General features: G+C 50.4%; 11 protein-coding genes. 8 read left to right on the top strand and 3 right to left on the bottom strand.

Features of this window, described 5'->3' with window-relative positions; translation table 11 throughout:
- The first annotated feature begins 26 nt into the window (after positions 1 to 26).
- The 3 genes from lpdA to sucD all read left to right on the top strand — a co-directional run bounded on the left by lpdA (position 27) and on the right by sucD (position 3,626).
- Positions 27 to 1,466, top strand: a complete 1,440-nt coding sequence (gene lpdA, locus O3276_RS06065) for a dihydrolipoyl dehydrogenase (protein ID WP_269674833.1) — start codon at positions 27 to 29, stop codon at positions 1,464 to 1,466.
- A gap of 121 nt (positions 1,467 to 1,587) precedes the next feature.
- Positions 1,588 to 2,754 (top strand): ADP-forming succinate--CoA ligase subunit beta, encoded by a 1,167-nt coding sequence (gene sucC / locus O3276_RS06060; RefSeq protein ID WP_163370820.1) that lies wholly within the window; start codon positions 1,588 to 1,590, stop codon positions 2,752 to 2,754.
- A complete protein-coding gene (sucD, locus tag O3276_RS06055) occupies positions 2,754 to 3,626 on the top strand; it encodes a succinate--CoA ligase subunit alpha (protein WP_269674832.1) in 873 nt (290 codons plus the stop codon). Before sucC ends, sucD begins: the two co-directional genes overlap by 1 nt.
- Positions 3,627 to 3,703: 77 nt before the next feature.
- Here sucD and O3276_RS06050 read toward each other — a convergent pair whose 3' ends face one another.
- Positions 3,704 to 4,867, bottom strand: coding sequence for an iron-containing alcohol dehydrogenase (locus O3276_RS06050; protein ID WP_269674831.1), 1,164 nt, complete (start codon positions 4,865 to 4,867; stop codon positions 3,704 to 3,706).
- A 165-nt stretch (positions 4,868 to 5,032) separates the two neighbouring features.
- On the opposite strand from O3276_RS06050, the gene O3276_RS06045 reads away from it, so the two are divergent.
- Both O3276_RS06045 and O3276_RS06040 read left to right on the top strand, forming a co-directional pair.
- Positions 5,033 to 5,908, top strand: coding sequence for an AraC family transcriptional regulator (locus tag O3276_RS06045; protein WP_269674830.1), 876 nt, complete (start codon positions 5,033 to 5,035; stop codon positions 5,906 to 5,908).
- A 302-nt stretch (positions 5,909 to 6,210) separates the two neighbouring features.
- Positions 6,211 to 7,089, top strand: coding sequence for a prenyltransferase (locus O3276_RS06040; RefSeq protein ID WP_269674829.1), 879 nt, complete (start codon positions 6,211 to 6,213; stop codon positions 7,087 to 7,089).
- Positions 7,090 to 7,190: 101 nt separating this feature from the next.
- Here the strand turns inward: O3276_RS06040 and gspD are convergent, their stop codons facing one another.
- Complete coding sequence (gene gspD / locus O3276_RS06035; RefSeq protein WP_269674828.1) at positions 7,191 to 9,266, bottom strand: type II secretion system secretin GspD; 2,076 nt, start codon at positions 9,264 to 9,266, stop codon at positions 7,191 to 7,193.
- Between the two features lie 59 nt (positions 9,267 to 9,325).
- The gene (locus O3276_RS06030) at positions 9,326 to 9,973 is read right to left on the bottom strand and encodes a type II secretion system protein N (protein ID WP_269674827.1); all 648 of its coding nucleotides are present in this window, start codon (positions 9,971 to 9,973) and stop codon (positions 9,326 to 9,328) included.
- 144 nt (positions 9,974 to 10,117) lie between these two features.
- On the opposite strand from O3276_RS06030, the gene gspE reads away from it, so the two are divergent.
- The 3 genes from gspE (at position 10,118) to gspG (ending at position 13,465) form a co-directional block, all read left to right on the top strand.
- Entirely contained in the window at positions 10,118 to 11,653 is a 1,536-nt protein-coding gene (gene gspE, locus O3276_RS06025) for a type II secretion system ATPase GspE (protein WP_269676334.1), read from the top strand.
- Between the two features lie 30 nt (positions 11,654 to 11,683).
- A complete protein-coding gene (gspF, locus tag O3276_RS06020) occupies positions 11,684 to 12,904 on the top strand; it encodes a type II secretion system inner membrane protein GspF (RefSeq protein ID WP_269674825.1) in 1,221 nt (406 codons plus the stop codon).
- 126 nt (positions 12,905 to 13,030) lie between these two features.
- On the top strand, positions 13,031 to 13,465 hold the full coding sequence (gene gspG / locus O3276_RS06015) for a type II secretion system major pseudopilin GspG (RefSeq protein WP_442876564.1): 435 nt from the start codon (positions 13,031 to 13,033) through the stop codon (positions 13,463 to 13,465).
- Positions 13,466 to 13,573: the final 108 nt, after the last annotated feature.

The raw sequence follows: 13,573 nt of genomic DNA, 5'->3' as shown, positions 1-13,573 counted from the left end.
TTTATAAACCGTTTTGGAAATAACTTATGGCAAATCAGTTCGACGTGGTAGTTATTGGCGCAGGCCCTGCCGGTTACGTCTGTGCTATTCGTGCAGCCCAGCTGGGGCTGAAAACTGCCTGTATCGAGAAGTGGTCCGATGACAAGGGCAAGGCCAAACTGGGCGGCACCTGCCTGAATGTTGGCTGTATCCCTTCCAAGGCCCTTCTGGATAGCTCCCACAAATACATTGAAGCCAAGGAAGATTTTGCCAGGCATGGCATTAAGCACAGCGGTGTAGACATCGATGTCCCAGCCATGCTTGCCCGTAAGGACAATATTGTGAACCAGCTGACTACCGGTGTTACCGGTCTGTTCAAGGCAAATGGTGTGAGCTTGCTGGAAGGTGCCGGTAAAGTGCTGTCTGGCAAGCAGGTTGAATTAACCAGGGCTGACGGTTCTGTCGAAGTGGTTGATGCTGCCAACGTGGTGATTGCCACCGGCTCCCGTCCCATTGAAATTCCCCCCACACCGCTGACTGAAGGCCTTATTGTTGACTCTACCGGTGCTCTTGAGTTTCAGGAAGTCCCGAAGCGTCTCGGGGTTATTGGTGCCGGTGTTATTGGTCTGGAACTGGGGTCTGTCTGGGGAAGGCTCGGTGCTGAAGTGGTTGTCCTTGAAGCCCAGGATAAATTCCTGGCCCTGGCTGACCAGCAAATCGCCAAAGAAACCCAGAAGATTTTCAAAAAGCAGGGACTGGACATTCGCCTGGGTGCACGGGTGACCGGTTCTGAAGTCAAGGGTAGCGAAGTTGAAGTTACCTATCAGGATGCCAATGGTGATGAACAGAAGCTGACCTTTGATAAACTGATTGTTGCTGTCGGTCGTCGCCCCTATACAGAAAACCTGCTGGCTACTGACTCCGGTGTCAATCTGGATGAACGCGGTTTTATTTTCGTTGATGATAACTGTGCCACTGACGTTCCCGGCGTTTATGCGGTTGGAGACGTGGTCCGGGGCCCGATGCTCGCTCATAAGGGCAGTGAAGAAGGCATTATGGTGGCAGAAATCATTGCTGGTCAGAAAGCACAGATGAACTATGACCTGATTCCTTCGGTGATTTATACTCACCCTGAAGTGGCATGGGTTGGTAAAACCGAAGAAGAAGTTAAGGCCAGTGGTGACGAGTACAAAGTGGGTACCTTCCCGTTTGCCGCCAGTGGTCGTGCGCTGGCTGCCAATGATACCCATGGCATGGTCAAGGTGATTGCCGACAAGGTAACGGACCGTATTCTTGGCGTTCATGTTGTGGGCCCAAGTGCAGCCGAGTTGGTGCAACAGGGGGTTATTGCCATGGAGTTCGCTGCCAGCAGTGAAGATCTTGCGCTGACCATTTTCTCACACCCAACCCTGAGTGAAGCGCTGCACGAAGCAGTTCTGGCGGTTGATGGCCACGCTATCCATATTGCCAATCGCAAACGTCGTTAAACGTATCTTAAGGGGAGCGGTCAGGGTCGACTTGCTCCTTTCTTCATAGACAATATCCAGGGATATGGTTTGACGAGAAACTTAAAAACAACGCTCAAATAAGAAAGAGGGCCGCGTCAGAATGAATCTTCATGAATATCAGGGCAAACAACTCTTTGCCAAATATGGACTGCCCGTCTCTCAGGGCGTCGCCGCAGATACGCCAGAGCAGGCCGCTGCTGCTGCCGATGAAATCGGTGGTAATCAGTGGGTGGTTAAGGCTCAGGTGCACGCCGGTGGTCGTGGTAAGGCGGGTGGTGTGAAACTGGTCTCCAGCAAAGACGAAATCCGCGCGTTCGCCGAGCAGTGGTTAGGTAAAAACCTGGTCACTTATCAGACCGATGAAAATGGCCAGCCGGTCAGCAAGATACTGGTTGAAAGCTGCACTGATATTGATCAAGAGCTTTATCTTGGCGCTGTTGTTGATCGCGCAACCCGTCGCATCGTGTTTATGGCCTCCACTGAAGGTGGGGTTGAAATTGAGAAGGTGGCGGAAGAAACACCGGAAAAAATCCTCAAGGCGACCATTGATCCCCTGACCGGTGCCCAACCTTATCAGGCCCGTGAGCTGGCTTTTAAACTGGGTCTGGAAGGAAAGCAGATCAAGCAGTTTACCCAGATTTTCCTTGGTCTGGCGAAACTCTTCCAGGAGTGTGACCTTGCCCTGCTGGAGATCAACCCGCTGGTAATCACCAAAGAAGGTGACTTGCACTGCCTGGATGCGAAAATCAACATTGATAGCAACGCCCTGTACCGTCAGCCACAGTTGAAAGCCATGCATGACCCTTCCCAGGAAGATGCCCGTGAAGCCCATGCCGCTGAGTGGGAGCTTAACTACGTCGCACTGGATGGCAACATTGGCTGCATGGTGAATGGTGCAGGCCTTGCCATGGGCACCATGGATATTGTCAAGCTGCATGGCGGTGCGCCTGCCAACTTCCTGGATGTTGGTGGTGGTGCAACCAAAGAGCGTGTCACCGAAGCCTTCAAGATCATTCTTTCCGATGACAGTGTGAAAGCCGTTCTGGTCAATATCTTTGGTGGTATTGTCCGCTGTGACCTGATTGCTGAAGGTATTATCGGTGCGGTTAAAGAAGTCGGCGTTGAAGTTCCTGTCGTGGTTCGCCTGGAAGGCAACAATGCTGATCTGGGTGCACAGACCCTTGCCAACAGTGGACTTGATATCATCGCGGCCAACAGTTTGACCGAGGCTGCCCAACAGGTAGTTAAGGCAGCGGGGAACCAGTAATGAGCATTTTAATTAATAAAGACACCAAAGTTATCTGCCAGGGGTTCACCGGTGCCCAGGGGACTTTTCACTCCGAACAGGCCATTGCTTACGGCACTTGCATGGTGGGTGGCGTAACACCGGGCAAAGGTGGTCAGACTCATCTGGACCTGCCCGTCTTCAATACGGTGGCTGAAGCGGTTGATCAGACCGGTGCAGAAGCGTCGGTTATCTATGTTCCTGCGCCTTTCTGTAAGGACTCCATTCTTGAAGCTGCTTATGCTGGCATCAAGTTGATTGTCTGCATCACTGAAGGTATTCCTACGCTGGACATGCTGGAATGCAAGGTCAAGTGTGATGAGTTGGGTGTTCGTCTTATCGGTCCCAACTGTCCGGGTGTTATCACGCCGGGTGAGTGCAAGATCGGTATTATGCCGGGCCATATTCATCTGCCGGGCAAGGTGGGTATTGTTTCCCGTTCCGGTACGCTGACCTATGAAGCGGTCAAACAGACCACCGATTATGGCTTTGGCCAGTCTACCTGTGTTGGTATTGGTGGTGACCCTATTCCCGGTTCCAACTTTATCGATATTCTGGAACTGTTCCAGAATGATGATAAGACGGAAGCCATCGTGATGATTGGTGAAATCGGTGGTTCTGCTGAAGAAGAAGCGGCTGCTTATATCAAGGAGCATGTCACCAAACCTGTTGTCTCTTACATTGCCGGTGTGACAGCGCCTCCGGGCAAGCGTATGGGCCATGCCGGTGCGATTATTGCCGGTGGTAAGGGGACTGCCGATGAGAAGTTTGCAGCACTTGAATCTGCAGGTGTCAAGACGGTTCGCAGCCTGGCGGATATCGGTGAAGCTCTGAAAGAAGTGACCGGTTGGTAAAACAACCGGTTCAGGCAACACGAAAAAGGCCGGATTTATATCCGGCCTTTTTGTGATGGAAAATACTGGGTCAGAGGTCAGGCGGCGTAAGCATCTTCAAGGATTTCACGGGAAGTATTGAGATCCTGGTCACCGGTCTCTGACAGAGCCGTCATGCCATGGGCTTCCAGAGCCTTGATCACGTTCTCAATCTGGTTGTGCTCAACACCATACTGTGACAATCGTGTTTTTACACCCAGGGATTCAAAGAAATCGCGGGTTTTCTCAATAGCGAGATCAACCTTTTCATCGTCGCTACCTTCTCTGATATCCCAAACGCGTTCTGCATACTGCACCAGTTTTGCCCGCTTCTTATCTTTGCGCAGCTTCCACAGGGATGGCAGAACCACTGCCAGACTCTGGGCGTGGTCCAGGCCAAACAAGTCAGTCAGCTCGTGGCCAATCATATGGGTGCCCCAGTCCTGGGGAACGCCGACACCAATATAGCCATTCAGGGCCGAAGTGGCACTCCACATCAGGTTGGCACGGGCATCGTAGTTGTCTGGCTCAGCCAGTGTTACCGGGCCCACTTCAATCAGCGTTTGCAGAATACCTTCCGCCATACGATCCTGAATCCGGGCGTCAACAGGGTAGGTAACATACTGTTCAAGTACATGAACAAAGGCATCCACTACGCCATTGGCGATTTGCACCGGTGGCAGGGTGAAGGTCAGTGATGGGTCCAGAATGGAAAACTGAGGGTAGAGCAGTGGACTCATAACCGGCAGTTTGCCAATGTCGTGAGAAATAACGGCACCCATGTTCATCTCAGAACCTGTGGCCGGTAAGGTGGCAACCGTACCCAGTGGAATGGCGGAGGTGATCGGCGCACCGGCAAAACCAGCCTTGAGCAGATCCACTTCGTCACCTTCATAAGGTGCCGCTGCGGCAACAAACTTGGTGCCATCCATGACAGAGCCGCCACCAACCGCCAGTAGGAAGTCAATGTTTTCAGCGCGGACGATCTCAACAGCTTTCATCAGGGTGTTAAAGGTTGGGTTTGGCTCGATACCGCTGAACTCAAAAACTTCACGGTTACCTAATCCGGCCAGCACCTTTTCCAGGGTACCGAATTTCTTAACACTGCCACCGCCGTAAAGGACCAGTACTTTGGCATTAGCCGGTACCAGTTGATCCAGTTCCTGCAGACGGTCCTGGCCAAACACAATGTGGGTTGGATTCTGATAATTAAAATTCATCATTGCGATTCTTCCTCATGAAATATCCTAGCCAGCGTAGATTATCCTTTCTGTGCAGGAATAGAATAACCATAACTGGCAAAGTCATGCCTAAAACGATCAGTGGTTGTTTTTTTATGTATTGGGTGAAGCTATGCTGTGCCTAAATTACCGATCAGAAGATAAGACATGACGCCATTAGCCCAGACCCTCTCTCCTTTGGCCAAAGAAGAGGGCTATAACAAAACCCATATTCCCGGCGTTGGCGTTTTTAAAGCCAGCGAATCCAGAGAACGTGAGCCACTGTGCTATAGCCAGGGTATTTTCATTGTAGCCCAGAGTGCAAAACGGATTTACCTGGAACAGCAGGCTCATGAATATAATCCGGATAACTATCTGGTACTGACTTTGCCTATTCCTGCGGAATGCGAAACCATTGTTGCTGAAGATAAGCCATTGTTGTCCATGCTGGTCGATATCGATATCAGCCTGTTGCATCCGCTGGTGCGATTGTTCGACCACCATCAACAGGCGACAGACACCATGGAAGATCTGTTAGAGGCACAAAGCAGTTTATATGTCAGCCCGGTGACGGATGCTTTCTCAGCAACGGTGTTAAGGCTGGCTCAGTGCCTTCACTCGCCGCTGGAGAGTGAAGCCTTGGGAAAAGGGCTGGTGCAAGAGTTGCTTTTTCATGTTCTTAACGGAGATCAGGCTGCACCATTATTTGCCCTGGCCAGACACAATACGCACATTGCCCGTCTGGAGCGGGCAATGAAGTATATGCACGAGCATTATGATCAGTCCCTTGATGTTGGGCACCTGGCCTCTATGGCTAATATGAGCCCATCAACCTTTCATCGTAATTTCCGGTATATGACATCATCGTCGCCTATTCAGTACCTGAAGAAACTGCGCCTGAGTCGGGCCAGAGAGTTGTTACAGGATCACGGGGTCAGAGTAAAGCAGGCAGCTGCAGAGGTTGGCTATGAGAGCCCAACGCAATTCAGCAGGGAATTCAAACGTTACTTCGGGTTAACGCCTCAGGCATGTGCGGCAGCCTGATTTTTTCAGGCGGTGGCAGGGTTGATTAAGTAGTTAACCAAATGAAATCATATATTTCTGACTAAGTTGTCAGTCACTCTGCGGCGTTGCAACTCCGGTCACATAGCTACGGCTATGCTCCCTACGTTGCGCCTTGCATAGCAACTGCCCACTTAGCCAGAAATATACGATTCCATTTGGCCAACTACTTATTAGCCATTGTCTGAAGTTACTTTCAATTTCATTGCTGCCTTTTTCTGGTGTTCTTATAGCCATCGTCATGAAATTTCCTTATCCTCGCGCTTTTTTTCAGGAGCCTGCCAGTGGATGCCCTTGATCTGAATCCGGATAAATATCGACTTGCCAGAGCTCTACGTCCTTTCTCATATTCTGTTGCCCTGGTAACCTGCGGCCTTGGCGTGGTAATGGCTTATCAGCAGGGTGTTGGCGACTGGCGCAGAGCACTGCTGGTTATGTTGGCTGGCGTATTGCTTCAGGCTGCCAGCAATCTTGCCAATGACCATGCTGATCTGGTGTTGTGGAAAAAACGTTCTGGAGAGTTGGCAAGGCAGGTGGTTAAGCAAATTCATCGAAACTTTATCCTGGCGGGGTTTTGTGCCCTGATTGCCTGCATGATGGGACTATTGTTGGTAATCGATGTTGGCTGGCCGTTATTGTTGCTTGGTGTCTTTGGTGTCGTCGGTGGTTACTTTTATACCGGAGAACCCATTGTCTATAAACATCGCGGCTGGGGGGTGCCGGCAGTATTTCTGTTCACTGGTGTACTGATGGTCAGTGGTGCCTTTTATGCCGTTGGGGGGTACTGGAACAATGAAGTGGTCTGGATGTCGATTCCGGTGAGTTTGCTGGCTTCTGCGTTGTTGCTGTCCAATGAGATCCGGGATTACCTGGATGATATCAGTCACAATATTCGCACGTTAACCGTTCGTATGGGACTGGTTCCAGCGAAATGCCTTTATGCCGCGCTGTTGCTGGCAGGGTTTCCTCTCAGTTTTCTGTTGTATTATTTGGGCGAGTTGGATAACCCGCTGTATCTGCTGATAGCGCTGCCTTTTGCCATTGCGCCACTCAAATTGCTTGCCAACCATTCCGGTGATGCTGAGATGGTTCGTTTGCCTCCTCTGACAGGACGTTTTTTTATCGTCTTTGGCCTGGGCTTTATGCTTTCAATTGTTTTGTAAGAGAGAAGGCGTAAGGGGCTCTGAAATACAAGAAACCCGATGCCGTTTATCGGGTATCTTAAAACCCCGCTTGAGTCTTGGCACAATACAGGCCATCAGTGTCAGTCCTTGTTTCTCAGGTCATAGGTTTTTGCATCAAATAATTCCTCGGGTCGGTTTGGGAGGTTAATAGCCTGTCTGGTGTTGCCATTACCGATAAGCTTCAGTTTGGTGAATCGATCCCGGGTCGCTTTTACCAGTGTTTCCGAGTTACGCATAATGGTGGGGCGGATAAACAACATCAGGTTCTTTTTTTCATCGCCGCTCTGGTTATAACGGAAGAGGTTGCCCAAAATCGGGATGCTCCCAAGCAGTGGCACTTTTTTCCTGCTTTTGGATTTGATGTCTTCAATCAGTCCACCAATAACGACGGTTTGTCCATCATCCACCAGTACCGAGGTCTTCAGGGAGCGGGTATTGAACAGCAGGTCATTGCTATCGGAGCCAAGCAACTGTTTGGTGGTGCCCACATCCAGTGAAGAAACCTCCTGCTCCAGCATCAGTCTCAGGCTGTTGCCTTCGTTGATATGGGGGGTGATCTTGAGTTTTAGTCCCACATCCTTGCGCTCAGTGGTGGTAAAAGGGTTATTACTATTGCCACTGGATGACGTCTGGTAGGAGCCGGTTTTGATGGGAATGTTTTTGCCGATAATCAGCTCTGCCTCTTCATTATCCAGGGTCAGCATACTGGGGGTAGAGAGGATATTGTTATTGGACTTTGCGCTTAACGCACTGACCAGAACACCAAAGTTATCAGCACGCAGCGCCAGGGATCCGAGGGCAATACCGGTGTTATCCAGAATATGTCCGGTTATGCTGCTTTTAATACTGTTACCTGAATCGGAGCTGGTTGATGTACCCCGAATCGTGTTAGTACCATCAATGCCCCATTGAACACCCAGCGCATCATTAATCCCACCAGACACTTCAACAATAACGGCCTCCAATAACACCTGGGCCCTGGGCACATCAAGCTGGCGGACAATTTTCTCCATCTCCTGAAGGGTTTCCGGGTCGGCAATCATCACCAGGGCATTCTGGGTTTCATCCGCTTTGACAAACGCCGTCGTGGCTGCGGACTTGCTTTTGGCCCCAGACTTGGTGGTGGCCTGGGAAGAGGACTGGTTTGATGAGCCGGGAGAGACTGAGCTTGATGCAACCGATGACGATGGTGTTGCAGCGGTTTTCTTTCCCTGGCTGTCCTGAATAATGCCTGAGGCTTCCGAAAGAATTTCCGCAATGTTTTTGGCATCGGCAAAACTCAGGAACATGACTTTGGTGGTTGATTTTCGAATACCTTCCTTATCAAGGGTGTCAGCCAGTTTTCTGACCCGTGCCCGTTTGCTGGCATTGCCCTTAACCACCAGGCGATTGCTTCGCTCATCGGCGATCACCTGGAGCCCGCTGGGTAACTGTCCCTTGCCGGTGACCAGAGTATCCGAGATTATTTTTGAGACATCTCCCACCCAGGCGTGTTTCAGCTGGATGACTTCGTAGTCGTTATTGCCAGCATCATCCAGCTCCCGTATCAGTTTGGTGATGCGCTCTACATTATCGGCAAGGTCACTGATGATGACCGCATTACTGGAAGCAGATGCAGCAGCATGTCCATATTGGGCAATCAGGGGGCGAATAATCGGGATGACTTCGACAGCGGATACGCTGTGCAGATCGACAACCCTGGTGGTCATCACGCCATCAATGGGCTTCGGAGTGTCTCCGGGGCTGCTGGTTTTTGCCGTGGCTGTGGGGACAACATTAATAATATGGCCATCTGCCTTGGGAATGACGGTATAACCATTAGCAGACAGGACTTCCAGGAAAACATCGTATACCTCATCCCGGCTCAATGGCTTGCTGGAAATGACGGTAACGGTATTGCCTCCTTTAATCCGGGGATCGATAACAAATGTCTCTCCGGTTATTTTGGCCACCTGAGTGATAAATTCACGGATATCGGCATTCTGCTGATTCAGTGTCCAGAGCTTATCATCGGGTGCCGGTACGGTGTTATTGGTAGCAGGCTGTAAGCCGGTATTTACCTTGCTGGCAAACAGTGGGGTGACAGCCATCATCAGCACCAGAGGAATGGCTCTGATTAACGTTCTGTTATGAGAGTGTGGAAAACGTGGTAACAAGAGTAGCGCTCTGGTGTTCATGATGTGACCATTTACTCAGCAGTTTGTCATTGTTGTCATTACAGTTCCTGACTGGCGTCCTGCAGTTTCTCCCTGAGGTCCTGCATTCGCTGTTCAAGAGACATATCATCCGGATAATCATGGTTGCCCGGACGCTGCTCCATTGATTCGGGGATGTCTTCCGCCACAGGCCTGAATTCCTGAAAGGCTCTGGAATCTCTGGCTGTTTCCGGAAAGTATAGTTTTTCAAGCTGGTTACCCCGTTTAATGACAATGTGATCGGAATAAACCTGATTCAGAATGGCACCTCCGGGAAGAGCGTCACCAATTTCATATAACTTGTCTTGGTTGGCTGTTTGAATAATTGCACTTGCGTACTTTTTGTTTTCAATGCCTGAGAGTGCCCCTCTGAGAATCAGGTTCATTTTTGTTATGGGGATCTCTTTATTGTTTTGAGTTATTTCCTGATTGTCACTAAAACCAAAAATCAGCTCAAAGTCTTCATGTTTGATGGTTGTGGGGTTTTTCAAAACGATAGTTTTATTATTAACACTATTTTTCAAGCGTTCACTGCTGACGATTTGATAAAAGTGAAATGCTTGAAAACTGAGGCTAAGGATCATGACGATGAAAATAATCAGAATGATAAGGTTCCGATTATTTTTATGCCCCCATTGCAGAAATGTGGTGAAAACCACTGGTTTCATGGTCATATCTTCTGAAGTTAACGAATAGGCTATTCTTTACTCTAAATAAAAGCATAAGAGTTTTGTTTTTTAAAGAAATAAGTTTTTTCAAAAAGGAAAGGCCTAACCGCCTCCCGGGTGCTTCCTTTTTGATTTAAGGAGTTCATGATATTGGCTACACCTCTGACCGCTGACTATGACACCGAAGATGATGCTGAAAGCGAAGCCAGCGTTTTGCCAAGACTACCTTTTAGTTTTGCCAAAAGGCATGGCGTTGTGCTCATTAAGAATGATAATGGGATAGCCACACTCTATTTTCATAACACACCACCGGCTGAGCTGATTGCTGAAATCAGTCGCTTTTCCGGTGTTTTTCCTGCCTATGAGCAGGTCGATGCCGAAAAACTGTCAGAGGTGCTGGCTCACTGCTATCACAATGACAGTTCAGAAGCATTACAGGACGCCGCTGGCATCAGTGATCACCCGGACCTGACGAGTCTGGCGGATGCTGTTCCGATCACGGAAGACCTGCTTGAGCAAAGTGACGATGCCCCGGTTATCCGTCTGATTAATGCGCTGCTCACTGAGGCGATCAAGGAAGGTGCTTCCGATGTGCATATTGAAACCTTTGAGTCGGCACTCGTGGTTCGGCTGCGGGTGGATGGTGTGTTAAGGGAGGTACTGTCACTTAAAAGAACCATTGCCTCTTTGCTGGTTTCCCGCATCAAGGTGATGGCCCGGCTGGATATTGCCGAGAAACGGGTGCCCCAGGATGGCCGGATTTCACTGAGGGTGGCCGGCAAGGAGGTGGATGTCCGGGTGTCCACGCTGCCTTCCAGTAATGGCGAGCGGGTCGTTCTCCGGCTTCTGGACAAAGCAGCAGGCCGTCTTGAACTCAGGCACCTCGGTATGACCGAGCGGAACCGTGCACTGATCGAAGGACTGCTGAAAAAACCTTATGGCATTATTCTGGTGACAGGGCCAACAGGATCCGGCAAGACAACATCTCTATATGCCAGCCTTACCCTTCTGAATGACCAGACCCGAAATATTCTCACCGTTGAAGACCCCATTGAGTATCACCTGGAAGGGATTGGCCAGACCCAGGTAAACACAAAAGTCGATATGACCTTTGCCCGGGGATTGAGAGCTATTCTGCGACAGGATCCCGATGTGGTGATGGTCGGAGAGATCCGCGACCGGGAAACCGCTGAAATAGCGGTACAGGCCAGTTTGACCGGGCATCTGGTACTTTCCACGCTTCATACCAATACCGCGGTCGGGGCCCTGACCCGCCTTCAGGATATGGGCATTGAACCTTTTCTGATGTCGTCCAGTCTACTTGGGGTGATTGCCCAACGCCTGGTCAGGGTGCTCTGCAGTGACTGTAAATTGCCATACAGCCCTGATGATGCCGAATGCCAGCAGTTAGGCATTGATGCGTCTGATAAGGTAACGCTGTATCACGCGCAAGGGTGTAAGGCCTGTAATTTCAGTGGCTATCGTGGGCGTACCGGCATTTATGAAGTTTTTGTTATTAATGAGCAGGTCCGGCGAATGATCCATGGGCTCAAAGGGGAGCAGGAGATTACGGACTGTGTTCGTGAGTCCAGTCCCGGTATCCGTGAAGATGGCAGCAGAAAAGTGCTGGAAGGGGTTACAACACTTGAAGAGGTACTTCGGGTTACCCAGAAAGACTGATTATGGCTGCTGAAGAAAAGGCTCTGGATTATGGCCGCGTTTGAATATATAGCCCTGGACCATCAGGGTAAACAGCATAAAGGTACCCTGGAAGCGGACAGTGGGCGTCAGGTTCGCCAGATGCTGCGGGATAAACAGTGGACACCGCTGTCAGTTAATACACTTGCCGATCGCAAACAGCAGGGAGAAGAGGGAAGAAGCTTCTTTCTGCGCCGGGGCATTTCAGCCGTTGAGCTGGCTACAGTAACCCGGCAGCTGGCTACGCTGATCCAGGCGGCAATGCCTATTGAGGAGGCGCTCAATGGTGTGGCAGCCCAGCAGGAAAAACGACGAATAAAAAATATGTTGCTGGCTGTTCGTTCACGGGTGCTTGAAGGCTATACCCTGGCCAAAAGCCTGGAAGCCTTCCCGGAAGTCTTCCCCCAGATGTATCGGGCAACGGTTGCGGCAGGGGAGCATGCCGGTTATCTCGACCGTGTTCTCAATCGTCTGGCCGACTACACTGAGGCCAGAATGCGTTCTGGTCAGAAAATACAGCAGGCGCTGGTCTATCCGATCATACTGATGCTGGCGTCCATTGGGATTGTCAGTTTCCTGCTGGGGTTTGTGGTGCCGGATGTTATCAAGGTCTTTCTGGATTCCGGTCAGGAGCTGCCATTAATCACAGAGCTATTGATTAATGCCAGTGAGGGGTTTCAGGCATGGTGGCCGGTGATTTTTGGTGTAATTGTTGCGGCTATTGTGGTTGTCCGGCATTTACTGAAAAAGGCCTCCATACGACTTTCCTGGCACCGGGTTCAGTTAACGTTGCCGTTGGTTGGGCGATTTATCCGAACGGCCAATGCTGCCCGTTTTGCCAGCACATTGAGCATGTTAACCCGCAGCGGGGTTTCGCTGGTCGAGGCCCTGATGATTGCTGCCCAGGTGGTTAATAACGATGCCATCAAACATGCCGTTCAGGATGTTGCCCGGCGAGTCAGTGAAGGAACCAGTCTTAACCGGGCACTGGCAGAAACCGGCTACTTTCCACCCCTGATGCTCCACATGATCGCCAGTGGTGAGGCAACCGGAGAGCTGGATCAGATGCTGGAACGAACCGCACAGAATCAGCAGATGGAGTTGGAAGGGCGCATAACCGTCATGCTTGGACTGTTTGAGCCTTTGATGCTGGTCCTGATGGGGGGAGTGGTCATGATGATTGTCCTGGCTATCCTGTTGCCGATACTCAATATGAACCAGCTGTTGAATTGAGGTGACAGCCTAGGAGGCTGAAGCAGAGCTAAACCGTCCCGGATGAAAAATGCATAACGGCCTATTCACAGAAAATCGAGGTCAACCAACATGATAAAAAACCGGCTTAGAAGAAGAGGGCCTGAGGTGGCTAATTCAGTGCACGCTGCACAGGGCTTTACACTGATTGAAATTATGGTGGTGGTGGTCATTTTGGGAATTCTGGCAGCTATGGTGGTTCCCAAAATTCTTTCCCGGCCTGATCAGGCAAAGGTCACCGTTGCCCGAGCGGATATTGAAGCGATTTCTCAGGCGCTGGAGCTTTTCAGGCTTGATAATGGTTTTTATCCCACCCTGGACCAGGGGCTTGAGGCACTGACTCAGAAACCATCTTCTCCTCCAGAGCCCAGAAACTGGAATCCCGAAGGGTACCTGAAAAAAGTACCATTGGATCCGTGGGGGAATCCCTACATGTATTTACAACCCGGTAATCACGGCAAGTATGACCTTTATTCTTTCGGAGCGAATGGCCGTGAGGGTGGCGAAGGTCTCGATGCTGATATTGTGAACTGGGATAACTAGGAGCCTGTCGGACTTAAGACTGTCCTACTGCGGTTGCGATAAATTGGTCTAAAAATTCCTGCTTCTTCGTCAAATAGCCCCGCTATTCTCCTCAGAAGCAGAAATTTT

It is taken from the genome of Endozoicomonas sp. GU-1 (genome assembly GCF_027366395.1).
Lineage (GTDB): Bacteria > Pseudomonadota > Gammaproteobacteria > Pseudomonadales > Endozoicomonadaceae > Endozoicomonas.
Note: the sequence above shows the minus strand (reverse complement) of the source record. Positions and strands in the feature narration are given on the sequence as shown.